Origin of the sequence: Helicobacter ibis (assembly GCF_027859255.1) — a bacterium.
Taxonomy (GTDB): Bacteria; Campylobacterota; Campylobacteria; order Campylobacterales; family Helicobacteraceae; genus Helicobacter_D; species Helicobacter_D ibis.
In genome coordinates this window covers 51,118-75,528 of record NZ_JAQHXR010000001.1, presented here as the reverse complement: position 1 = coordinate 75,528, position 24,411 = coordinate 51,118, and the positions used below count along the sequence as shown (strand labels likewise).

The following is a 24,411-nucleotide window of genomic DNA, read 5'->3' as shown; positions in this document are numbered from 1 at the left end:
CTCACTTACTTTTATTCTTTTTATCTTCCAAATGTATATATAATTGTAGAACTTCCAAACTAGCAGGTGTAACTCCACTTATTTGACTTGCTTCAAATAGACTTTTTGGCTGATTCTTTTCTAGCTTTTCTATCACTTCTAAACTCAAACCAGATATATTTTTATAAACAAACCCATCTGGAATCTTAATACTTAGCATTTTATCCATATTATCAATCATTGCTTGTTGTTTTTGTATATAGGTCATATATTTAGATTCTACTAATATCTCCTCTAATGACCTTTGAGAAAATGAACCAAAAGGTGCATTAGCAAACTTTATTAACTCTAGGAGTTTTGGCATATCAAATGTCCTTCTTGAAACTATCGTTTGCCATGTAGTCTTATCGCTTATTTTATCTTCATCTATACTCTCTAAAAACTGCAAAACAGATGCCGTAGGCGTAACAGAACCATTTAACCAATTTAGACCAATTTGTATATCTTCTAAATCCTTTTGCAATTCCTTATAATCACACTCACTCATAAGCCCAAGCTCAAAAGATAATTTACCAAGCCTAAAAATCGCATTGCCTTCACGCAATAAAAGCCTATACTCTGCCCTTGAACTAAACATTCTATAAGGCTCTTTTGTGCCCTTAGTTACCAAATCATCAACCATAACACCAATATAAGATTCATTTCTTCTTAAATAAACCTCATCTTTTCCCTTAGCACTAAGTGCAGCATTAATCCCAGCAAATATCCCTTGTGCTGCTGCTTCTTCATACCCAGTAGTGCCATTTATCTGTCCTGCACAATAAAGATTCTTTATTTTTTTTGTCTCTAATGTATGCTTTAATTCCGTAGGATTTATATAATCATACTCAATAGCATATCCATATCGCACAATCTCTGCATTCTCTAAACCTTCTATACTTCGTATTAATTCTTCTTGAACATCATATGGCAAGGAAGTTGTAAGTCCATTTATATAATATTCATTTGCCTCTAGCGTTTGTGGTTCTAAGAACAACTGATGTCTTTCTTTATCTTTAAATCTATTTATTTTATCTTCTATACTTGGACAATATCTAGGACCAACACCTTCTATTTGTCCAGTAAACATAGGTGCTCTATGAAAATTATCACTTATTATTTTGTGTGTTTTTTCATTTGTATATGTTACATAGCATGGTAATTGCACTGGGTTAAACTCATTGCCATTTAACTCTTTTTTTGTTTTATTGCTAAAATAAGGAGCTGGTATATCACCATGATGTTTTTCTAAATTACTAAAATTTATACTACTAGCTTTTATTCTAGCACATGTCCCAGTCTTTAGCCTACCTACCTCAAGCCCTAAAGATTCTAAATACTCTCCTAAAGCTTGTGCTGGCTGCTCACCTGCTCTACCATTGTTAGAGGTATTCTCACCTATATGAATCTTCCCTCTTAAAAATGTCCCCGTAGTTAAGACAACTTTCTTTGCCTTATATATTTTGCCTATACTTGTTTTAACGCCCTCTACCTCATTGTTTTTTACAATTAAAGATTCAACTAATTGTTGTGAGACTTCCAAGTTTTGCGTGTTATAGCATATATCTCTAGCTACTATTTTATATCTATCCATATCTATTTGGGCTCTTGTGCCTCGAACAGCAGGACCTTTTGAGGCATTTAGTGTTCTAAATTGAATCCCACACTTATCAGTGATATATCCCATTACACCACCTAATGCATCTACTTCCTTTACCAAATGTCCCTTACCAAGCCCACCTACTGCAGGATTACAACTAGCAGCTCCAATTTGTTCTACTAGCATTGTTAAAAGCAGTGTCTTACAACCCATCTTAGCAGATACTATTGCAGATTCAATACCCGCATGACCACCACCAATAACGATTACATCATATTTCATTGCTAACTCTTTTTATCTCGTTTAATATTCTCTTTACAGCTTCTTTTGGGTTTTGTGCTTTATATATTGGACGCCCAACAACGATAAAATCACTCTTGGAATCGAAAGCTTCTTTAATATTTGCTACACGCTTTTGGTCTCCTACACTCTCGCCAAATGGACGAATCCCCGGCGTAAGGGTTAAAAAATCATTTCCTATATTTGTTTTTATCATTTTAGATTCAAAGCATGAGCATACAACACCATTTATTCCACATTCATATGATAATTTTGCAAACTTCAACACACAAGATTCTAAACTATCATTATATATCTCAAATAAATTAGAATCATCAAAACTAGTAAGTGCTGTTACTGCAAGAATAATAGGTGGATTTTGCACTTTTGATAATTTTGTAGCTATGCTATTCATAGCCTCTCTTCCACTGCTTGCGTGAATTGTTACCATATCGATTCCCAATTTTATTATCTCATCAATACTATCACACATAGTATTTGGTATATCATATAGCTTTAAGTCCAAAAATATTTTAAAATTAGCAATTTTACGAATCTCATCTAAAAATAAATATCCATCTCTAATAAAACTCCTTAACCCAACTTTTACATACAAGTCATCATATTCTTTTAAGCTCTCCAAAAGAGATAGATTATCATGCTTACTATCCATATCTAATGCAACACAAAGTTTCATTTATTATCCTTAAGTGCCTCTTGTATGTCTTGTAATTTTATTTTCAGATTCTTGCTTACACCATCTAAGATCCCATTTATAAATCTAGTTGAATTATCATTTCCAAATATTTTTGCTATTTCTAATGCTTCATTAATAGCAACTGCTTTATCAGTATCGCTAAATATTATCTCATATGCACCAAGCCTCAAAATTGCCCTCTCCATATCTCCAATCCTAGAGAAATCCCAGTTCTTTAACTGATGGGTGATTCTTAAATCTATTTCTTCTAAATGCTCCAAAATCCCATTAAACAATCCTAATGCAAACTCTCGTTGTTGATTTTTAATTTTTTTCTCTTCTAATATTTCATCTACAAACTTTACAATACCACTATTTCCGCTACCATAAGCATACATCAACTGCACAACAGCTTCTCTTGCCTGTCCTCTAGTAGCCATTATGCACCAATTTTTCTATATAAGTTTATAAGCTCTATAAGATTAGACATAGATTCAAAACCCTTGTTTCCACTTTTACTTCCAGCTCTTTCAATTGCTTGTTCTATTGTATCAGTAGTTAGGACACCAAAAGTTACAGCAGCACCATATCGTATGGTTACATTTGCTATTCCTTTTGTAGATTCAGCACTTACATAATCAAAATGAGGTGTGCTTCCTCTAATTATTGCACCAAGACAACATACTCCATCATAATCACCTTGAGATAATATTTTCTCTAATGCAAATGGTATTTCAAATGCACCAGGAACCAATATATGAAATAAATTATCTTCCCTGCCACCATGCCTTAGAAAGCAATCTTTAGCACCCTCTACAAGCCTATCAGTAATTATGTGATTAAACCTACTTGAAATAATTGCAATTTTTTCATCTCCCAAAAGAGATAATTTTCCTTCGATCACTTGCATATTCTATCCTTTTATTAATTTATCAATCTCTAAAATAGTATCACAAAGACTTATAAGCTCATTTGGTTTTAACATATTTGGACCATCGCTTAATGCTTTTTTTGGATTTACATGCACTTCAGCAAATAACCCATCAATACCAACAGCACTAGCAGCCCTAGCTAAAAGTGGGGCGAATTTAGAATCTCCACCACTCTTACCATTAGCACCACCTGGCATCTGCACCGCATGAGTAGCATCAAAGATAACTGGTGCAAACTCTCTCATAATAGATAATGATCTCATATCTACAACCAAATTACCATAGCCAAAACTACTTCCTCGTTCTGTTAGATATATACCATGCTTTTTAGATTCATCATAAGTTGCATTCTCTCCACCACGAATCTTTAATGCCTTTAAAACAGAATATTGCATATCTTTTGGATTCATAAATTGACCCTTTTTAATATTAACAATAGCTTTGCTCTTCGCACTCTCTACTATTAAATCTGTCTGCCTACATAGAAACGCAGGAATCTGTAATACATCTACAATCTCTGCTGCCAACCTTGCTTGATATGTCTCATGTATGTCTGTTAGCAGTTTATATCCAAATTTTTGCTTGATTTTTGCTAAAGATTCCAAGCCTTTCTCCAAACCAGGTCCTCGATAAGAATCCAAACTAGTTCTATTTGCCTTATCAAAACTAGATTTGAAATAAAATGTAACTTTTGGATTATTTGCTATATCTTTTAAACTCTCTGCAATTTCTTCTAAAATCTCATCATTCTCTATAACACAAGGTCCAGCAACAATAATCATTTCTCCGCCTTTAATAAATTAAATTCTTGTTTTTTAAAATCATAGCTATACACTTCGCCACTTTCTATAATATAGTGCCAACCATAAATATGCAACGTTCTTGCTAGATATTTTTCCTTTACTTCCGGATATGTAAAGAGATTCCTTATTTGCTTTTCTATATTCATTTGTTCTGTATAAAATGCTCTCAAAGCCTCATTTTCTGGTTTTAAATCAAGCACTTTTATCTTTATATCTTCAATTAATTTTAGCCAATTTTTAACATTTGGCATTGCATTATAATGCTCCTCATCATACAAAGCAGCACAACCTCCACAATGAGAATGACCGCAAATTATTATATTTTCTACATTTAGCTCACATAATGCATACTCAATAGCAGAAGTGGTAGCCAAACTTTCATCTACCTTTCTATATGGAGGCACAATGTTTGCAATATTTCTAACGACAAACAACTCACCCGGCAAAGTATTTGTAATTAAATTTGGCACAACTCTAGAATCCGAACACCCAACAAACAATGTGTGCGGATTTTGCCCCTCTTTTAAATCTCTAAATAATTCTTTATAATGTGAAAAATTTTCTTCTTTAAACTTAATGACACCCTTAAATAAAGTGTCTATTGACGTTTCTTGTTCTTGCATTATTTCTCTTTATGGAGTTACTTTGTTTATAGATTGAGCAGCTGCAGATAAATCCTGTCCTATACTATAAACATACAAATCAACACGTCTATTTTTAGCTCTAAGACTTGGTATATCATTACTTGCAATAGGAGAATACTCTCCTTCTCCACCGCCTGTTATCCTAGAGTTATCAACACCCTCATTTATTATAAGGTCTGCTACATTAACGCCTCTTGCAATTGATAATTCAAAATTATCAGCAAACACAGAATCTCTCATAATAGGAGTATTATCAGTATGTCCTATGCTCTTTATTAGCACTGCATTTGGCATTTTTCTAAACTCTAGTGATAAACGCTTTAAGAAGGCTATCCCACTTGAGTTGCTTAAAATAGCACTTCCATTATCAAATAATAATTCATTTGGGATTCTTATAACTATCCCTTTCTCCGCTTCTTCTAACTCTACGCTTGGACCATTTGAGATTCTATTTACTTCATTATATTCTGTAATTAAAGAAGCAAAGATATTAACCACATTATCCATCTCAACTTCTGTTTCCATAGGAGTAGCTTTTATTGGTTGTGGAGGATTTATTTGGGATTGAGAGCCTTTTTCTAAAATAGACAACGCACCTTCTACCGAACCTATCGCTTGTGCGATTCTCTCTTTATCAAATGAAGCCATAGATAGCAAAAGAATAAAAAATGTAAGAATAAGAGTAACCATATCTCCATAAGTCCCAAGCCATAACGGAACACCTTTGGGACAATCACACGGAGGACATCTTAATTTTTCTTTTGCCACAATTTACCTTTCTTTATTTATGTTTTGTATTATATAAAAAATCACTTATAATTACAAAATCAAACTTAAAAAGAGCGTATTTTGGAAGAGATTATTAACTTTATTGTAGATAGCGTTAGTGCATTTGGATATTTGGGAATCTTTATTATGATGTTGCTTGAAAGTAGCTTTATACCATTCCCAAGCGAAATAGTAATGATACCTGCTGGATACTTAGCACATAAAGGAGAGATGAATTTTTTCATTGCTATTTTATGCGGGATTGCTGGCTCACTAGCTGGTGCATTAATTAATTATTATCTAGCATTATATTTAGGAAGAGAGATTCTTATAAAGTATGGCAAGTATGTATTTTTCAAACCTGAAACAATGAATAAAATGGAACAATTCTTCAATAAACACGGACATATCTCAACTTTTAGTGGAAGATTGATACCTGTAATTAGACAATACATTTCTCTACCTGCTGGAATTGGCAAGATGAATTTATTTTTATTTTGTCTTTACACATCTCTTGGGGCTGGTATTTGGGTTGTTATACTAACTGCACTTGGATACTTTTTAGGACAGAATGAAGGGCTTTTAAGAGAATATCTACACATAATAACACTATCACTAGTTATATTAGTTGCAATTGGCATTTCAATATACATCTACTATCAAAAAAAGCATAGACAAAATTAGTCTTGCTTTATCTCCTCACTATATTCATCTTTTGCAAATATTATAACAACTGCTTCAATTAAATTTATAGCAATTTGTGCCATAAACGCACTATCGTTCAATATAGAAGTTCCATTAGTTACACTTATTTTATTTTCTGTTATTAGAGTTTCTACTCTATGAAATGCACTATAATCTTTCTCTTTTAAGAGTTTTTCTGCACCTTTTAGATTCTGCAATATTAAATGAACACTTTCATCTTTCATTAGCTTTAGCTTTTCTATGCTACGCAAGAGTTCCCCCATATCTTTTCTCATTTCATTATATTCATCTGCTAGATATTTGTTTGTTGAATTTGCATAGACTTTCATATTGCCTTGTATTATTTTAAGATTCTTTGTGGCTTCAGTGATATTTCTTGATGCAAGTTTGAAAGAAAAGATTCTATGCACTTTTGCTTCATCATCTGCATATAATTGTGCCTTTGTAGAAAACTCCATAATAGCGTCAAATAAGACCTTTATCTTTTGTCTATATAAATAATCCAAATCAACACTACCGCTAAACCACTTTTTGTTCTCAACTATAAAGTCAAAACTCTCCTTGCTTCTTATATCACTACGATTGAATCCTATTGTATGAGCAATCATTGCATAGGCGTTATTATATAAATGCTCACTCTCCTTTTGCAGTGCTTCAATGGCAGTATCTGGGTATTCTAAAATATTATTATTAAGATATAGTGGTCTATCAGTGTCCCTATTTTTAGGTTCTTTTATCACTCTGTCCAAAAATGCAACAATCTGCCCTACAAACATAGATATCAAAATAACAGCTACAAGGTTGAAGAGAGTATGGAATAATGCAGTCTTTAATGCTATGTTTTCTATCCCTAAAATATCCGCTACAAGATTTACTAAATTAACAAAAAACGGAAACAAAACAATAACAATTAGCGCAATAGTAAAGTTAAAAATACAATTTGCAACTGCAAGTTTCTTGCCATCAAGATTCGTGCTAAGAGATGCTACAACGGCAGTTACTACACCACCTACACTAGTTCCCAATGTTGCAGCAAGTGCATTTTCGTAAGTTATTTGATTACTTATTAATGCTGATATAATAATTGCTATTGTAGCGTGGCTTGACTGCACTATACCCGTAGTTATCGCACCAAGCGCGACAAAGATTAGCACTCCTTTCATGCCTGTAAAGTTAAACTTCGATAAATCCATTATTTCTTTGTAAGATTCAAAGCCACTTTTAATATAATCAACCCCCAAAAAGAAAAATCCAATCCCTATAAATACACTTCCTAAGCCCTTTAGCACTGAATCTTTTTGAAAACCCAATAAAGCACCACTTACAACCAAAGGTATAGCTAGAGTTGATATATTTATCTTTGTAAGCCCTACAATTAACCACGAACCAGCACTATTTCCTAAATTCGCACCAAAGACAATCCCTATACCTTGTGCTAGAGTGATAAGACCAGCACCTAAAAATGATATAGAAATAACAGATACTAAAGTAGAGCTTTGCATAAGAATTGTGGTTATTGTTCCAAATGCTATACTCTTTACCCTAGTATCTGTTGATTTTTTTAAGATTTTTTCTAAAAGACCACCACTAAAAGACTTAAACCCATTGCCTAAATTTGACATTCCAACAAGCAATATAGCAACACCTGCCAATATCATGCCAAGCTCTGGAAAAACAATTAAAAAATAAACAAGAAGTGCAATTAATACTAATAGCAAATATCTTTTATACACAATCTCCCCCAACAACAAAATGCAAGATTATATCCAAAAAATAATCACACAAAAAATTAAAAAATTTTTTAACTATTATTTTTTATACTCATATTATAAAATTGGGTAAGGGGCATAAAATGGATAAAAAAAAGATTCTAATAATAGGTGGTGGATATGGGGGGCTTAAAGTCGCACTAGGACTACAAAGGAAACTAAAAGTAAAGGCTGATATAACGCTAATTAGCAAACACGACTATCACTATCAAACAACCCTACTGCATAAAGTTGCCATAGGCACTCTAAGCGATAGAAAAGCTAGAATCTATTACAGAAAAATCTTGGATAAAAACAAAGTAACATTTATAAAGGACAAAATAAAAGAAATCCTGCCAACAGAAAATGCAGTAATAGGCAATGGCGGAAGATATGAGTATGATTATTTAGTAATTGGTCTAGGATTCAAGCTTGATAGCTTTGGGATAGAAGGCGTATATGAGCATACTTATGTGCTTACTTCACTAAATACCGCACTAAAACTAACCAAAAACATAGAAAATAAATTTAAGGAATTTATCCACACAAAAAATCCAGATGACTTGCATGTAATAGTATGTGGCACTGGATTTACTGGGATAGAATTTGCTGCAGAACTTGCAACTCAACTTGATGAGCTATGTCTAATATGTGGCATTGATAGAAAGATTCCTAAAATAACCTGTATAGGAAGGTCAAAACAAATACTACCAGTCTTTAGCAAATCACTCTCAAATAAAGCAGAATCCAAACTAAAAGCACTAGGGGTAGATATAATATCTAGTGCTGAAGTAAAAGAAATCCAAAAACACAAAGTAATAATAGAAAAAAATGGAAAGCTAGAAGAAATAATCGGCAATACAATTCTATGGAGTGCAGGTGTAAAGGGAAGCGATATAATAGAAAACTCCATAATACCAAACAAAAAAGGCAGAATCCCTGTAAATGAATTCTTACAATGCAAAGAATATGAGAATATCTATGTAGTTGGTGATTGTGCATTAGCAACTAGCAAAGATGTAATACACGCACCAACCGCACAACTATCAGCACAAATGGGAGACTATGTAGCAGAATTATTGTGTGCAAAACTAGAGAACAAACCATTTAACCATGCCTTTAAATTCAACCACAGAGGCACAGTATGCTCCATAGGGCATACTGATGGCGTTGGCGTTGTATATCATAAAAATGTAAATGGTGAAATAGCTGCATTTATGAAAAATACCATAGAAAATAAATGGCTCTTTAGCATAGGTGGGATAAAAATGGTCGCAAAAAAGGGTCAATTTAGATATAGAAGTAGCAATTAGCTACTTTTTAATGGTTGTCCTAGAATCTTTGATTTACTTTTTTCTAAAAGTGGCAAAAGAGATTTAAAGCTTTGAATCTTGTCTTCTAAAATTTGCACTTCTTTTGCGATTGTGTTTTGTATCTCTAGCGGTGGAAGAGTGATTTTAAGATCCCTAATCCTATCAATAGAGGCTCTTAAAGTACGAGAAAATTCTCTTTTTTCTCCTTCTTGCTCTAATGCAAAGCTAACAATCTTAGTATTTAATACCGCTTCATTTACGCTTAAAATTCCACAATGATCTGTGGGGTAGAATTTCTTACCTTTTGGCATAAATCCTACCATAAAATCTCCATCAATCCCCCATAACACACAATCATTGCTATAATCTTGTAAAATTTCTTTATTAATAAATCCAAATGCTTTTTTCACATTTACACTAAATACTGGGATAGCTCCATTTATATCTAGCTCACTATCTAGCACTCTTTTGCCAATGCTAAGGCTAAAATTTTGTGTATCGTTTAGGCTGTAAGTTTTAAGGCTATTTTGTTCCAAACTTGGTAAGTTATCCATAAAATTATCACTTTTAGGATCTATTCCACACACCCGCAAAATATTCGTAGTGTAGTATTGCAATAAGATTCTATAAGCCTGAAGAAGAGAGATAAGATTTAAGATTTCTTTAATCTCTACCTGTTCTCTCTCTCGTTATCTGCCTCTAAATATTTTTTAAGAATAACTTCTTTTTGAGATTCTAGGCGAGCAAGTTTAGAATCCACAAAAGAAATTTGATTCTCCACTGCTTCAATAGTTTGAACAATTTTTTCTTGCACTTCTAGCGGTGGGAGTGGGATTGTAAGATTTTCATAAAAACTTATAGGAACTCTTTTGTGTCCACTTGCTCCAGTCATAGCAAGAGCTGCTTTTTCTCTTATATTTTGTTGATTTAGATTATAGAATAAGAAACTGCTATCAAGACCTGTTTTTGCTCTAAAAATATGAAATTCTGTGCTACCAAAACCTATATGATTTGTGAGATTTTTTGCAATGGCACATTTGCCATTTTCCATACAAGGCGTAATTTTTGCAATCAAAATATCATTTTCTACAAAATATGTATAACCTTTTCTCACTTCCTTTAATGGCTTATCTACCTTGCTTTCAATATAACCCTTATCTGAAATGCTTGCCATTTCTATAAAAGAAACAAGCATATTTTCATCAAGCTCTGATATTTCTTTTTTACTCGGATTAAGTTCTATGTATTTTTCATTCTTTAAAGAAATTCTCTCCCAGCCATTTTGTGGCGGAGTTGGGAGAGTTTGCAAAAGCTCTTGTATGGTTTTAGAAAAATCTTTAAAGGTGTTAAAATCTTGCTTTTCTTTATTATGAGATTCTTCGGTCGCTTCGCTTCCCTCAGAATGACGAGAAAAGAAAATATTAGAATAACTGACTTGCTCTTCAATCAGCACAAGCAAAAGATTAAAATCAAGTTGAGATTCTAATTTTTGCAAATTTTGCAAAATAGATTCTAAGCCACTTTCTTTTGTGAGAGGATGGAGGGACTTAAATTGCGAAGTCGCTCCCTTCCCCCTCTCAACCTCTCCCCCCACTCCGACGACGCCTTTAGCGGTTTGCACTTCGTGTGATTGATTGATAGAATCTATAATTCCACAATAAAACAAAATCGCTTGAATTAATTTTTGATACTCTTCTATACTTGTCTTGATTGTATGATACTGCTCTTCAATTTTTTCACACTCTGCCACGATTTGCTTTTGAATTTCAAGCGGTGGTTTTGGAATAATCATATTTTGTAAAATTCCTAGATTAATATTTTTTTGTGAAGTAGTGATAGTTTCGTTAAATAATTGAAATTTAAAATAATCAATAGCATACATAAGATACTTATTAATAAACCACTCATTTGGAACAATGGATACTATCGCCTGATTGGTAGTCATGCTTTCACCTAGTATTCCAACCCTTCCAATTGTTGCATAGATTGAAACAACAACAGCACCTTTTTGTATCATTTTTGCATTAGAATCTTTAAAGCCTTGCTGAGTGATTTTTTCTTTAGTATCTGTAATAACTTGATGATTAGAATAATCACCAATTGTTAGCCACTTAATTTCCCCATTCCAATAACTTGAATTTTTTCTTGAAGGAGTTCCACCCATAAAAAAATCCCCACAAGTCTCTAATTTAACTAATGGATATTTAGATTTTATTTCTCGTCGCTGTGTTTTTGGATTTAAACTAATTGCCTTATTAAATTCCACCTTTTCAAAGTCTATCATATCAATAAGCTTTGCTTTTGTGGCATAAGCTCTTAGCTCTTCTGGGATAAAATTAAGCGTATTTAAAAAAGATTTGTAGATTAACGCATTAAGTTTGGTCTCATTTTTTGGATTATCCCTTTCAAAAAGTGGGCTAAGGTAGGGGCTATATAACTCTTTTAGTCCTTCATCGCCTTTGCGATTACTCCATTCATATCCTAAAAATTTCTTTTGCTCTTTTATATCACTTGGAGCTTTGATGATTAGCACTTCTTGATTAAGACTTAGGAAAAATATAGCAATTTGTCTTTTTCTATATTTAAAGCATAGTCTAAAAATGCTTTATTTTCTAACAAATCTTTATCCTTGGAATCCTTATAAGCTCTAGATTCTTTTAGTTTTTTATAATCACTTGTTTGTTTAAAAGCATTGTAATAATCTTTAAAAATATCTAAATTGAAAAGATTAGAATCTAAATTACCATTTAAAAAACTCTCATAAAGTTCTTTATCAAATCCTCTAAAATCACAATATGCGCTTAAATAATTTTGATAAAAGTGCTCATTGTCTTTTAGATTTTCACCCTCTATACGTTCTTTAATCAAGCTATAATCTTGCGAGATAAAACTATTTTCTTGTCTAAAAGTCTCTTTTTTGCGTAAAAATAAAATAATCGTATTTGTGCCTGTCGCACCAAATGTTTGGCTTCCTAGCTCGACAATAGAAATAAAATCAAAGTTTTGAAAAAGAATCTCTCTCGTGGCTTTGTAAATAGAGTCTTTATTTAAAATAGAGCTTGGTAAAATAATCGCAGCTTTGGCGTTATCCTTTAAAATTTGATTTGCTCTTTCCACAAAAAAGCATTCAATAGCATTATTTGATTCTATATTTATATCATTACTAAAAAGACTATAAATCTTTTTAGACTTAGCACTTAGAGTTTCTAAAAAACCTTTGACGCTATAAGGTGGATTAGCAATCAGCAAATCAAAGCTGTGAGATTCAACTTGTGGCTTTGGCTTTTCTCCTTCAAAGTTTTTGGTATTTACCAGCTCAAATGAAGAGAGTGCATCTGCATATAAAATATTAATTTCATTTTGTCCATACATAGCACTTGAAACTTTTGATACTTTAGAAAGTCGATATTCTTTTTCAATTCCATAAATATTCTTGTAATATTCTTTTAAATTTTCTTCTTTCACATAGCGTTTAAGCTCATTTGCATAAGTATTTAGAAAATGTCCTGCACCACACGCATAGTCAATAACTTTTAGAGGCTTAGTGCTTTCTTTTAACATAGAATCTAGTGGCAAAGAATACATAATAAATTCACAAATTTGTATCGGGGTAAAAAACTGCCCTTCATCTTGCTTCATACCTTTTTGTAAAAACAATTCAAAAAGATTGCCTAAAAATTAGTTAGTAGAATTTTGTGTGAGTTTATAAGGGGCAAAAAGCTCTATAATTTCTACCAATACAAGTGCATTTTTTAAAAACAATTCTTTATTATGCACTTCTAAAAAAGCAAAATCGTTATTTGAGTAGAATTTTAGCTCTTTGATGTAATTTTGCATTGCTTCTTTTATGGCTTTTATTTTTAGCTTTTTAAAATCTTTTTCTATATCATCATTAGAAACAAAAGTAATTTTTTCGCCTAAAAACTCACTCATAGCCTCCTTATAAAGTAACATCAATCTATCTTGCATACTTGTATAAGTATCTGCCATAACTCCACGATAACCAAACTTTAGATTATCTTTATTAAAAGTTTCATCATAAATTTTGCAAAGAAAGATATTTATAAGCTTATCAAAGGCATTTTCTTTACCTGAAATATTGTGCTTGCGTAAAATCTTGGCAAATTCGTGATATTTTCCCTCTTCTTTAAGCTCTTTGAGATTTTCAAAAGTTGGCGTTGTTTCTAAGATTTTATAGGCATTGATATTGCTTTCAAAAATACCTTGCTTTTCGTGGTAAAAGTCATAACTTTCTTTCCAAGTTGTAAAAAGCTCGATGTTATTTGTAGCCTTTGTATAAGACTTATTCTCTATATCTTTTTCTTTTAAATATTCTTCATTATCAAAAGTTTGTATGATATAGCTTGTATATGTAAGGTGTGAGTTAAAATCACTCGTATAAAGACAAAGATATTTTACACTTCTTTCTTGTTGCAGATAAGAAAAAAGTTGTCCGCCATCTTCTTGCATTCTAGTCCATTCTTTGACAAATTCACTATTTTTAGAATCTGTAGTTTTGCACTCAATAATTAAGTAAGGATTATTTTCATTATCTCGCACCAAAATATCAGCCTTGCCACCTTTTTTATCTCTGCCAAGATTCCATTTTGGCTCTAGCTCTAAATGCTCTGCCTTATAGCCTTTTTCCAAAAGTCTATGCACACATTCAAAGACAACAAAATTTTCAGGGTGAGAGAAGTTAGAAGTAGTTGTATCGTGGATTGTAACCCATTTAGGATAGTGAAGAGTTTTGGCTTTAAAATTAATCTTTAGCGTGTATTCATTTATAGTCTTACTATAAATTTCTTCTTTATTTTCAAACCCTAAAGATTCTAAAACTTCTTTTAAATTCTCTTTTGTGATCATTGTGTGCCTAGTTGTAAAATGTGAGGTATGATTATATATAAATTTGGTTAAGAAGTTAAAAGTAAAAATATATATGCAGGTGGATTACTCCACTTCTGCATCAATTATATCATCATCTTTTTTGTTATTTTGAGCATTTGCACCGCCATTTGCTGCTCCTTGCTCATTATTTTTATACATTGCTTCTGCTAGTTTATGACTTGCTTCTGTTAGCTCTTTTACTTTTGCTTCAATTTCTTCTTTGGAAGCATTTTCATTTTTTAGAGTTTCTTGTAATGCGTTAATTGCATTTTGAATCTTTTCTGCTTCAGCAGAATCAATCTTATCTTTCATCTCATCTAGGCTCTTTTGACTTTGATACACTAGACTATCTGCTTGATTTCTAATTTCTATTATTTCTTTCTTCTTTCTATCTTCTTCTTTGTGCAAATCAGCGTCTTTTACCATTTTTTCAATCTCTGAATCTGATAGTCCGCTTGAACCTGTAATTTTTATTTCTTGAGCTTTACCTGTTGCCTTATCTTTTGCACTAACGGTTAAAATACCATTAGCGTCAATATCAAATGTAACTTCAATTTGTGGCACACCTCTTGGAGCTGCTGGGATTCCACTTAGCTCAAAATTGCCTAGCACTTTATTATCTCTTGCAAGTTCCCTTTCTCCTTGAAGTACTTGAATCGTAACTGCTGGTTGATTATCTTCTGCAGTTGAGAATACTTGGTTTTTCTTAACTGGAATTGTAGTGCCCCTCTCAATAATCTTAGTCATTACACCACCTAAAGTTTCAATTCCTAAAGATAACGGAGTAACATCAAGTAAAAGTACATCTTTTACATCACCTTTTAATACACCACCTTGTATAGCAGCACCGATTGCTACAACTTCATCTGGATTAACTGATTTGTTAAGCTCTTTGCCAATAAAGTCTTTTACTCTATCTTGCACTTTTGGAATTCTAGTAGAACCACCCACCATAACAACTTCTGCAATATCACTCTTGCTTAAATCTGCATCTTTAATAACACTATCAATCTTGTCAATGGTTTGATCAATATACTTTTCAATTAATCCTTCAAATTTTGCTCTGCTAATTTTCTCTACTAAGTGTTTTGGGCCACTTGCATCTGCTGTGATAAATGGTAGATTTACTTCAGTCTCTGCAGCACTACTTAACTCTTTTTTAGCGTTTTCTGCTGCTTCTTTTAGTCTTTGAAGTGCCATAACATCATTTTTTAGATTGATACCATTTGAATCCTCAAAAGATTTTGCAAGATAATCAATAATTGCATTATCAAAATCATCTCCACCCAAGAACGCATCTCCACCAGTGGCTAAAACTTCTACAACATTATCACCAGTCTCTAGCACAGTAACGTCAAATGTCCCACCACCAAGGTCATAAACAACTATCTTTTCTGCTTGCTTTTTATCTAGTCCATAAGCTAGAGCTGCACTTGTAGGCTCATTAATGATTCTTAATACATTAAGTCCCGCGATAGTTCCTGCTTCTTTTGTAGCCTTTCTTTGTGCGTCGTTAAAATACGCTGGAACAGTGATAACTGCTTCTGTTACCTCTTCTCCAAGATAGCTTTCTGCATCTTCTTTTAGTTTCATTAGAATCTTTGCTGAAATTTCTTGTGGGGTATAAACCTTCCCTGCAATCTCAATCGCACAAGCACCATTTCTATCTACAATCTTATAAGGAAGTCTTTTTTTAGCTTCTTCTGCCTTTTCTTCATTACTCATTAAACCCATGATTCTCTTTATAGAATAAATTGTCTTTTCTGGATTTGTAATTGCCTGTCTTTTAGCTGGATCACCTACTAAAATCTCACCTTTATCTGTAAAAGCAACTACTGATGGAGTAGTATTTTTACCTTCTTTGTTTGCAATAATTTTTCCTTCATTTCCTTCAAATACAGCCATTGCTGAATTTGTTGTTCCTAAGTCGATTCCTAATACTTTTGCCATAATTTATCCTTTCTTTTAGTTTAATTTTTTGCAATGCTAACCATTGATGGTCGCAAAACTCTCTCTTTATATTTATAACCCTTTTGCAACTCTGCTACAATTTGCCCATCTTCATGCGCTTCGCTTGGCACTTGCATGATTGCATCATGAAAGTTTGGATCAAACTCACCTTGAGTATCAATAGGCTCAATACCATGCTTTACTAGAATCTTTAATAAGTTATCAAGCGTTAAAGACACGCCTTCTCCTATCTTTTTTACCACTTCATCATCATTATTTGAATCTTCTACACTCTTTAATGCACTCTCCAAAGTATCAATAACAGGCAATAAATCTCTTGCAAATCTCTCATAAGCATACTCTAAGCTTTGGTCTTTTTCTCTTAGCATTCTTTTTTTGGTATTTTCAAAATCAGCATAAACGCGCAAATACTGATCTTGCAATTCTTTAACTTTAGCCTGTAAAGATTCTATGGTTTCTTCTGTTTCTTCACTAGAAGTCTCATTATTTGCTTCATCAGTTTTAAGTTCTTGCACTTCCTTGTTTTCGGAATGTTCTTCATTAAGTTCTTGCATTCTATTCCACTCCTTAATATTGGTATGAAACTTAAATTACAAAGCAAATTATATAACTTTAGTCTATTATTGTCAAGTTAAATTAATAAAATAAACTAAACTTTTCTAAAAATAAATATTCAACTAATGAATCAATCGATGTGTAACTATTAGTTTTAAGCTAGAATCTGATAACTTTGCAATAATAAATGAAGATTCGGAATAATTTATGAAAAAAACATTACTAATGCTAATACTAGTAAGCTTCGTTATCTCAAAAGAATACGAAGTAGAAAATGGCAAAACTCTAATCCTAACTACAAAAGACACAAAAGCAGAAAACATAAAAATAAACAATAGAACATACAAATGGCTACAACATCCAAAAAATAGCAATGAAAAGATTCTAATAATCACAATACCATATAGGACAAAACCAGAAATATCCAATAATGGAGATATAAGCATAAAGGTAATAGAGGGAAATTACAAAAAAGAACAAATAGTAGTCGCACAAAGTAAAGCAAAACCAAATAAGGAAAATCAACAAAGAATAAAAAAAGAAAGAGATGAAGCAAATAAAATTTATGCAACTTATACTAATTCTAGATTTTGGGATTCACCATTTATAAACCCAATGGAGAGCGTGATTACAAGTCCATATGGGAGTGCTAGAATCTTTAATGGTGAGGTAAATAGCTATCATAGTGGGACTGACTTTAGGGCAAAAATTGGCACACCAATATATGCAGCAAATAGTGGCAAAGTTGTGATTGCAAAAGACAGATTCTTGGCAGGAAAATCAATCGTAATTGATCATGGAGAAGGAATTTTTAGCATGTATTATCATTGCAGTGAAATCAAAGTAAAACTAGGAGATATTGTAAATAAAGGCGATTTAATAGCACTTAGTGGAAACAGTGGAAGAGTCAGCGGACCTCATTTGCACTTTGGGATTCTAGCTAGAGGAGCACAAGTTGATCCAATAGATTTTATACAAAAGATAAATACACTATTTATGGACAAATAATGGCGAAAGACAATTTAGAAAAAATAAAAACTGTATCTTTATCAATGTTCAGAAAAGGCTTTTTAGGAATCTTTCATGGCTCAATATCCACAAAGTTAGAAGAAGGTCATTTTCTAATAAACAAAAAAGAAGCAATATTTGACAATCTAACAGATGATTCTTTTATAACTCTATATCACAAAAAGGATTATAGATGGAATGAAGCAAGTATAGATGCACAGATTCATTCTCTCCTATACCAAAATCTACCAAATGCAAAATATATAGCTTACACAACACCGCCATTTACCACCTCATATACATTGAGCCATGACAAGATTCTGCCAAAGGATTATTTTGGCTATAAACTACTAGGAAGCCTTAATGTATATGACCCAAAAGATTATGATACATGGTATGAGAGAGCTGATGTAGAGATAAACAGATACTTCAAAGAGCACAGCGGAAAAATAATGGTAATAAAGGGTTATGGTGTATATGTATATCATAGGGATTTACGGATACTATCAAAACTAGTTGCCATATTAGAAAATAGCTGCAAGATACTCCACTTCAATAGCCTCCTAGAAGGGAGTATGCAAAATCAAGATTTGTTTGATTTATAGTTTAGAGCCATTTTTTCTTTTTGAAATACAAAATAGGCAAAATAGTAGAAACAATCATAGTGCACAACACAACAGGATAAGAATAAGCCCACTCTAACTCTGGCATATGTTTAAAGTTCATACCATATATAGTAGCTATAAGTGTTGGTGGCATCATAGCTACAGTAACAACGGTGAAAATTTTAATAATTTTATTTTGTTCTATATTTATATGACTTGCAAATAATGTTTGTATATTATCAAGGATATTCATATTTACATTTGCAAACTCTACAAGAGAGTTTATATCTTTTAGTACGATTCCTAATGACTTTTTAGAATCACTATCTACCTTATCGGTTCTCAAAAGTGCTGTAATAGCCAATCTTTTATCAAACAAACTATCTCTCAAACTCAAGTGCATTTCCTCCAAAAGAGATAATGTGCTAAGTATCTCATCGCTTAATTCTTTATCAAACAATGACCTTCTTAGCATTCTAGTTTGTTTAGCTATACTCTCTAGCATATCAGCGTCTTTCTCAACCCTTAGCTCAAAAATATTTGTAATCAAGTCAAATCCATCTTCAAAATATTTCGGACTTGCAAGAACCCTTTGTTGAATCTCATCAAATATCCTAAACTCACTATATCTGAGAGTAAATAAGATACCATGTGTTAGAAGAAATGTGATTGTTTCATTATGAAAGACATTTTCTTCATTTGGTTTTGTTAGAAAGTAAGTATTAATAGTAATAGTATCGCTATCTTCCCAATATCTAGCAGATTCTTCTATCTCTTCTCTTTCTTCTTTGGTTGGCATCTCAAGCATATATGTCTTAGAAATATACGCTATCTCTTCTGTAGTCGGATGCAAAAGATCAATCCACAAAATATCATCACTAGAATTAATAGCACTAACAGAAGCTATGCTCTCTCTAACAACAAGTCCATTACGCTTTATAAAAAGATTCAGCATAAAAAGCCTCTATTCTCTAGTATCTAACACCTCAAATGCAGGTAACACAACACCTTCTAATAGCTCCAAAGATGCTCCACCACCTGTTGAAGTAAAGCTTATACTATCTTTATCTCCTGCTCTATTTACCGCATCTGCAGTATCTCCACCACCTATTACACTATATGCGTATGTATCTGCTATTGTATGAGATATGCTAAATGTCCCACGCGAGAACTTTTGATCTTCATACATACCTAATGGACCATTCCAAATAATAGTCTCACAATCTCTAATAACCTCATTAAACAACCTAACAGTTGCAGGTCCTATATCTACTGCCATACGCTCATCAGGAACATCTTGTGCAGGGACAATTTTTATGTCTTTTTTATCTTTTGTTGTAGTTACAACATCTACAGGCAAATATATCTTTACATGCTTTTCTTTTGCAATTCTTAGAATGTTTTTTGCCTCTTCTAGTAAATTATCCTCAACTAATGAATCTTTCATGTCATAACCTACTGCTTTTAAAAATGTATTACTCATAGCACCGCCGATTACTATTTTATCTACCACATCAAGTATTGAAGTAAGAAGCGTTAATTTAGAAGACACTTTAGAACCACCAACAATTAATAGCAAAGGTCTAATAGGATTCGATAAAGCAACTGCAAAAGAATCTATTTCTTTTTTTAACAATAATCCAGCAACTTTTACATTAGCATATTTTGCCACTCCATATGTGGAAGAGTGCTTTCTATGAGAAGTTCCAAACGCATCATTTACATACACATCGCATAAACTTGCTAATTTTTTAGATAGATTATCATCATTTTTTTCTTCACCTTCATAGAATCTAATATTCTCAAGCAAAATAATACTGCCATCAACAAGAGTATTTAGCGTTACTTGAGCATTGTCCAAATCAGCAAAAACAACATTTTTATTCAATAATCTCTCTAATCTTTTTAATATTACTTTTAAAGAAAACTCGTCACTCTTGCCCTTTGGTCGCCCAAGATGACTTACAAGAATAATAGACTTTGCTCCAGCATCGATACAATAATTAATAGTAGGTATTGCTTCTCGTATTCTTGTATCATCGCTGATATTTAGCTCATCATCTAAAGGCACATTAAAATCAACTCTAATTAACACCCTTTTATCTTTGATTTCTACTTCTCTTACACTTTTTACATTTTGCATTTTTTGAATATTCTTACTCATTCATTCCACCCATTTTGTTTTGATTTATAATAACGAAAAACGCCTTAAGCAACAAAATCAATCAAGCATAAATTCAGTGCCAATTCCACCACTAGTTAGAAGTTCTAATAATATTGAGTGTGGGATTCTGCCATCTATTATGTGTGCTTTTTCAACTCCACCCTTTACACAAGCAAGACAAGATTCAACTTTAGGTATCATACCTCCACTAATAGTGCCATTTTCTACTAATTTCATAGTTGTTGAGGCATTAAGAGATTCATATATTTTTCCATCTTTATTAAGCACTCCACTTGTATCTGTTAGAAAAATAGCTCTCTTAGCTTTAATAGCAACTGCAATAGCACTAGCTGCACTATCTGCATTTATATTAAATCCCGGATGTCCAGATTCATTACCACATGCAATTGGAGCGATAACTGGTATTAAATCTTCTGATAATAACTTATCTATCACCTCTCCTTTGGTCTCAACTATCTCTCCAGTGTAACCATATTTCCCATTATCCTTTGGAACAGCAGAAAATAGCGACGAATCTTTACCGCTAATACCTATTGCATTTACTCCATGGAAGTTCAAAAATGCAGTAATCTCCTTGTTTATCTCCCCGCTTAGAACCATTTCTACTATTTTTAGTGCATCTATGCTTGTCTTTCTAATCCCATTTACAAATTCGCTTGTTATATTTAATAAGTCTAAAAGCTCATTTATCCTCTTCCCTCCGCCATGCACTATCACAGGCTTAATACCAAGCATATATAGCATTACAATATCAAGTGCGAACTGCTCTTTTAACTCTGGATTTATCTGTGCTGCACCGCCATATTTTATAACTATCTTAGAACCACGAAAAAGCTTTATATATGTAAGTGCGCCTAGCAGGATTGAAACTACTTTTTTGTGATTATTCATTTTAAACTCTTTTTGTTGTAGAATGTATAAATTATATCTAAAGGATTGTTTATGCAACATAAAATCGTATTCCTCGATGCAAAAAGCCTAGGAAATAACAATCTTGGGCAATATCTAAGTGAATTTGGAGAATATACAGAATATGAAATAACATCTCCAAATGAGACACTACAAAGATGCAATGATGCAACAATAATTATCACAAATAAAGTCATATTAGATAGCAACATTTTAGAATCTCTAAAAGATTCTTTAAAATTAATCTGCATAACAGCAACAGGGACAAATAATGTAGATTTACAAACAGCACAAAAACTAGGAATCGAGGTTAAAAATGTAGTTGGATACTCCACTAAAAGTGTAGCACAACACACTCTTATGATGGCTTTAGCTTTAAGTGCAAAGATTCCTTATTATGATGATTATTGCAAAAGTAAAAAATACGCACAAAACCCACTTTTTACAAACCTTGATGAAAAATTAGAATTAATAAATGGTAAAAACTGGGGAATCATAGGCTTAGGGACAATAGGCTTAGAAGTAGCAAGATTAGCAAATGCATTTGGTGCATATATAAGCTACTATTCAACAAGTGGAAATAACAACAATCCTGACTTTCAACAAAAAGACCTAGATACTTTATTAAAAGAAAGCTCGATAATTTCAATACATGCTCCATTAAACGAAAAAACAAAAAATCTACTAAATAAAGATAATTTAGATCTAATACATGAAGGTGCAATTCTAATAAATGTCGGTAGAGGCGGGATTATAAATGAAAATGACCTAGCAGAAACACTAAAGGTTAAGAAATTTTACGCAGGTTTAGATGTATTTGAGAGTGAGCCACCAAAGGAAGATAATCCACTTTTCTCTAAAGAAATAGCAAACCAACTCCTACTAACTCCACATAATGCATGGGGATATGAAAACAGCAAGAAAAAGCTAATTAAAGGAATCTTGGACAATATAAAGGAATTTTTGAGGCTAGATTAGCCCCATTTTCTCCTTTGCTTCTTTATAGGTTTTTTCTGCAATTTCTCTAGCCTTGTTTGCACCGCTTTTTAGTATAGATTCTAAATGCGATTTATCATCTATAAGTTTGAGATAAGATTCTCTAATTGGTTTTAACTTCTCTATAATCAAATCTGCTAATGCAACTTTAAACTCCCCATAGCCCTTATTTGCAAATTCTGATTCTATATTTTCTTTACTATCTCCACTTAGGCATTGATATATAGTAAGCAGATTATAAATTCCTGCTCTATCTTTATCAAAGAGTATTTTATTTTCAGAATCTGTAGTTGCTTTTTTGCATTTTTTTAAAATCACCTCTGGCGTGTCAAGCAAGGCTATTAAGTGATTTGGCTTATCAACTCCACTTGATTTGCTCATTTTCTTTGTTGGATCATCTAGTCCCATTATTCTTGCACCTTCTTTTTGTATTAGTGGTTCTGGCACAATAAATGTCTCTCCAAAGTCCCTATTAAACCTAATTGCAGTATCTCTTGCTAATTCTATATGTTGCTTTTGATCCTCACCAACTGGAACATAATGACTTTTATAAAGCAAAATATCAGCACTCATCAAATTTGGATAATTAAAAAGTCCTGCTAGTATATTTTTGGGATTTTTTTGACTTTTATCTTTAAATTGCGTCATACGATTTAAATCTCCCATAGGAGTAATGCAAGTAAGCAACCAACCAAGAGAAGTGTGTTCTTGCACCTCTGATTGTATAAATAAAGTAGAATCTTTTAAGCCACAAGCTAGAAGCATAGCACATAATTCGTAAGTTTTTTCTCTTAATACTTTCGGGTCTTGTGGAATTGTTATAGCATGAGAATTAACAACACAAAAAACATTATCATATTCCTTTTCTCTATCAACCCAATTTTTAACCGCTCCTAGATAATTCCCCAAGTGTATATCTCCAGTGGGCTGAATCCCAGAGAAAACTCGTTTTAATTGCATATCTTTCCTTTTGTTTATTTTATATTTTGTATATAATGAATTATAACAATAAAACACAAGGATATATATATGGCACTAGCAAGTAGGATCATACCATGCTTAGATATAAAAAATGACAAAGTTGTAAAAGGAATAAATTTTAAAGGATTGCAAGAGACAGGCTGTCCGGTAGAAATGGCAAAAAAATATAATGATGATGGAGCAGATGAGATAGTTTTTTTAGACATTAGTGCATCAAGTGAAGGTAAAAAAACAAGAATTGAACTAATAAAAAAAGTAGCACAAGAAATCTTTATACCTCTAACAATAGGTGGTGGCATAAGCTCACTAGATGATATATATGAGCTATTGAATGCTGGATGTGATAAGATAAGCATAAATTCTTCAGCAATAATAAATCCAAATCTAATAGAACAAAGCGCAAAAAGATTCGGCTCTCAATGTATTGTTGTAGCTATTGATACAAAATATCAAAATAATAAATGGGAAATATACACACATGGTGGCACAAGAAAGACCAATAAAGAGCTACTTTCATGGGCACAAGAAGCACAAGATAGAGGTGCAGGAGAGCTACTTATTACAAGCATGGATTGCGATGGATTGCAAAATGGATATGACTTAGAACAAATATCAAAACTACATGAAATAGTAACAATACCAATAATAGCAAGTGGCGGTGCTGGGAGAGATTCTGACTTTTATGATGTATTTAAAGTTGGTGCAAGTGGTGCATTAGCCGCTTCTGTGTTTCACTTTGATCTAATAAATATAAAAATTCTAAAGAAATACCTAAAAGAAAATGGCATAGAAATACGAATCTAATAA

Annotated in this window: 21 protein-coding genes and 1 pseudogene; 6 read left to right on the top strand and 16 right to left on the bottom strand. The window is 32.5% G+C overall.

All coding sequences use genetic code 11. From position 1 onward, the window contains the following. Position 1: 1 nt before the first annotated feature. The 7 genes from mnmG to PF021_RS00365 are packed head-to-tail and all read right to left on the bottom strand — an operon-like array spanning position 2 to position 5,741. The gene (gene mnmG / locus PF021_RS00395) at positions 2–1,900 is read right to left on the bottom strand and encodes a tRNA uridine-5-carboxymethylaminomethyl(34) synthesis enzyme MnmG (protein WP_271020419.1); all 1,899 of its coding nucleotides are present in this window, start codon (positions 1,898–1,900) and stop codon (positions 2–4) included. Beyond that, the gene (pyrF, locus tag PF021_RS00390; RefSeq protein WP_271020418.1) at positions 1,890–2,594 is read right to left on the bottom strand and encodes an orotidine-5'-phosphate decarboxylase; all 705 of its coding nucleotides are present in this window, start codon (positions 2,592–2,594) and stop codon (positions 1,890–1,892) included. Before pyrF ends, mnmG begins: the two co-directional genes overlap by 11 nt. Beyond that, entirely contained in the window at positions 2,591–3,034 is a 444-nt protein-coding gene (nusB, locus tag PF021_RS00385) for a transcription antitermination factor NusB (protein ID WP_271020416.1), read from the bottom strand. Before nusB ends, pyrF begins: the two co-directional genes overlap by 4 nt. Beyond that, positions 3,034–3,504 (bottom strand): 6,7-dimethyl-8-ribityllumazine synthase, encoded by a 471-nt coding sequence (ribH, locus tag PF021_RS00380; RefSeq protein WP_271020415.1) that lies wholly within the window; start codon positions 3,502–3,504, stop codon positions 3,034–3,036. Before ribH ends, nusB begins: the two co-directional genes overlap by 1 nt. A gap of 3 nt (positions 3,505–3,507) precedes the next feature. Next, a complete protein-coding gene (kdsA, locus tag PF021_RS00375; protein WP_271020413.1) occupies positions 3,508–4,308 on the bottom strand; it encodes a 3-deoxy-8-phosphooctulonate synthase in 801 nt (266 codons plus the stop codon). After that, the gene (locus tag PF021_RS00370; protein ID WP_271020985.1) at positions 4,305–4,931 is read right to left on the bottom strand and encodes a carbonic anhydrase; all 627 of its coding nucleotides are present in this window, start codon (positions 4,929–4,931) and stop codon (positions 4,305–4,307) included. Before PF021_RS00370 ends, kdsA begins: the two co-directional genes overlap by 4 nt. 30 nt (positions 4,932–4,961) lie before the next feature. Continuing rightward, positions 4,962–5,741 (bottom strand): OmpA/MotB family protein, encoded by a 780-nt coding sequence (locus PF021_RS00365; protein ID WP_271020411.1) that lies wholly within the window; start codon positions 5,739–5,741, stop codon positions 4,962–4,964. An 81-nt stretch (positions 5,742–5,822) separates the two neighbouring features. Between PF021_RS00365 and PF021_RS00360 the strand changes: the two genes are divergently transcribed. Beyond that, a complete protein-coding gene (locus PF021_RS00360) occupies positions 5,823–6,425 on the top strand; it encodes a DedA family protein (protein WP_271020409.1) in 603 nt (200 codons plus the stop codon). On the opposite strand, the gene PF021_RS00355 is transcribed toward PF021_RS00360, so the two are convergent. After that, complete coding sequence (locus tag PF021_RS00355) at positions 6,422–8,104, bottom strand: Na/Pi cotransporter family protein (RefSeq protein ID WP_271020984.1); 1,683 nt, start codon at positions 8,102–8,104, stop codon at positions 6,422–6,424. The genes PF021_RS00360 and PF021_RS00355 overlap by 4 nt on opposite strands. Positions 8,105–8,298: 194 nt before the next feature. Between PF021_RS00355 and PF021_RS00350 the strand changes: the two genes are divergently transcribed. Continuing rightward, positions 8,299–9,507 carry an NAD(P)/FAD-dependent oxidoreductase gene (locus PF021_RS00350; protein WP_271020407.1) on the top strand — a complete coding sequence of 403 codons (1,209 nt, stop codon included), beginning with the start codon at positions 8,299–8,301 and terminating at the stop codon, positions 9,505–9,507. Here PF021_RS00350 and PF021_RS00345 read toward each other — a convergent pair. The 4 genes and pseudogenes from PF021_RS00345 to grpE form a co-directional block, all read right to left on the bottom strand. After that, the gene (locus PF021_RS00345) at positions 9,504–10,061 is read right to left on the bottom strand and encodes a restriction endonuclease subunit S (protein WP_271020406.1); all 558 of its coding nucleotides are present in this window, start codon (positions 10,059–10,061) and stop codon (positions 9,504–9,506) included. The genes PF021_RS00350 and PF021_RS00345 overlap by 4 nt on opposite strands. A gap of 116 nt (positions 10,062–10,177) precedes the next feature. Further along, positions 10,178–14,373, bottom strand: a pseudogene (locus tag PF021_RS00340) (restriction endonuclease subunit S). Between the two features lie 84 nt (positions 14,374–14,457). Beyond that, positions 14,458–16,344: a molecular chaperone DnaK gene (dnaK, locus tag PF021_RS00335; RefSeq protein ID WP_271020404.1), complete on the bottom strand. Its 1,887-nt coding sequence runs from the start codon at positions 16,342–16,344 to the stop codon at positions 14,458–14,460. Between the two features lie 20 nt (positions 16,345–16,364). Continuing rightward, the gene (gene grpE, locus PF021_RS00330; RefSeq protein ID WP_271020983.1) at positions 16,365–16,937 is read right to left on the bottom strand and encodes a nucleotide exchange factor GrpE; all 573 of its coding nucleotides are present in this window, start codon (positions 16,935–16,937) and stop codon (positions 16,365–16,367) included. Positions 16,938–17,127: 190 nt separating this feature from the next. Here grpE and PF021_RS00325 point away from each other — a divergent pair, with 190 nt between their 5' ends. Both PF021_RS00325 and PF021_RS00320 read left to right on the top strand, forming a co-directional pair. Next, the gene (locus PF021_RS00325) at positions 17,128–17,928 is read left to right on the top strand and encodes a M23 family metallopeptidase (protein ID WP_271020403.1); all 801 of its coding nucleotides are present in this window, start codon (positions 17,128–17,130) and stop codon (positions 17,926–17,928) included. Continuing rightward, on the top strand, positions 17,928–18,533 hold the full coding sequence (locus tag PF021_RS00320; protein ID WP_271020401.1) for a class II aldolase and adducin N-terminal domain-containing protein: 606 nt from the start codon (positions 17,928–17,930) through the stop codon (positions 18,531–18,533). The genes PF021_RS00325 and PF021_RS00320 overlap by 1 nt, the downstream gene beginning before the upstream one ends. A gap of 1 nt (position 18,534) precedes the next feature. On the opposite strand, the gene corA is transcribed toward PF021_RS00320, so the two are convergent. From corA to argB, 3 genes are read right to left on the bottom strand one after another with little or no spacing between them, the layout of a single operon-like run. Further along, positions 18,535–19,488: a magnesium/cobalt transporter CorA gene (gene corA / locus PF021_RS00315; RefSeq protein ID WP_271020399.1), complete on the bottom strand. Its 954-nt coding sequence runs from the start codon at positions 19,486–19,488 to the stop codon at positions 18,535–18,537. Positions 19,489–19,497: 9 nt separating this feature from the next. Continuing rightward, positions 19,498–20,697, bottom strand: coding sequence for a phosphoglycerate kinase (locus tag PF021_RS00310; RefSeq protein WP_271020397.1), 1,200 nt, complete (start codon positions 20,695–20,697; stop codon positions 19,498–19,500). Between the two features lie 57 nt (positions 20,698–20,754). After that, a complete protein-coding gene (gene argB / locus PF021_RS00305; RefSeq protein ID WP_271020395.1) occupies positions 20,755–21,609 on the bottom strand; it encodes an acetylglutamate kinase in 855 nt (284 codons plus the stop codon). Positions 21,610–21,660: 51 nt separating this feature from the next. Here argB and PF021_RS00300 point away from each other — a divergent pair, with 51 nt between their 5' ends. Then, positions 21,661–22,605, top strand: coding sequence for a D-2-hydroxyacid dehydrogenase (locus PF021_RS00300; RefSeq protein WP_271020393.1), 945 nt, complete (start codon positions 21,661–21,663; stop codon positions 22,603–22,605). On the opposite strand, the gene trpS is transcribed toward PF021_RS00300, so the two are convergent. Continuing rightward, on the bottom strand, positions 22,597–23,583 hold the full coding sequence (trpS, locus tag PF021_RS00295; RefSeq protein WP_271020391.1) for a tryptophan--tRNA ligase: 987 nt from the start codon (positions 23,581–23,583) through the stop codon (positions 22,597–22,599). The genes PF021_RS00300 and trpS overlap by 9 nt on opposite strands. Positions 23,584–23,652: 69 nt before the next feature. Between trpS and hisF the strand changes: the two genes are divergently transcribed. Next, positions 23,653–24,408 (top strand): imidazole glycerol phosphate synthase subunit HisF, encoded by a 756-nt coding sequence (gene hisF / locus PF021_RS00290; RefSeq protein WP_271020390.1) that lies wholly within the window; start codon positions 23,653–23,655, stop codon positions 24,406–24,408. The last annotated feature ends 3 nt before the right edge of the window (positions 24,409–24,411 follow it).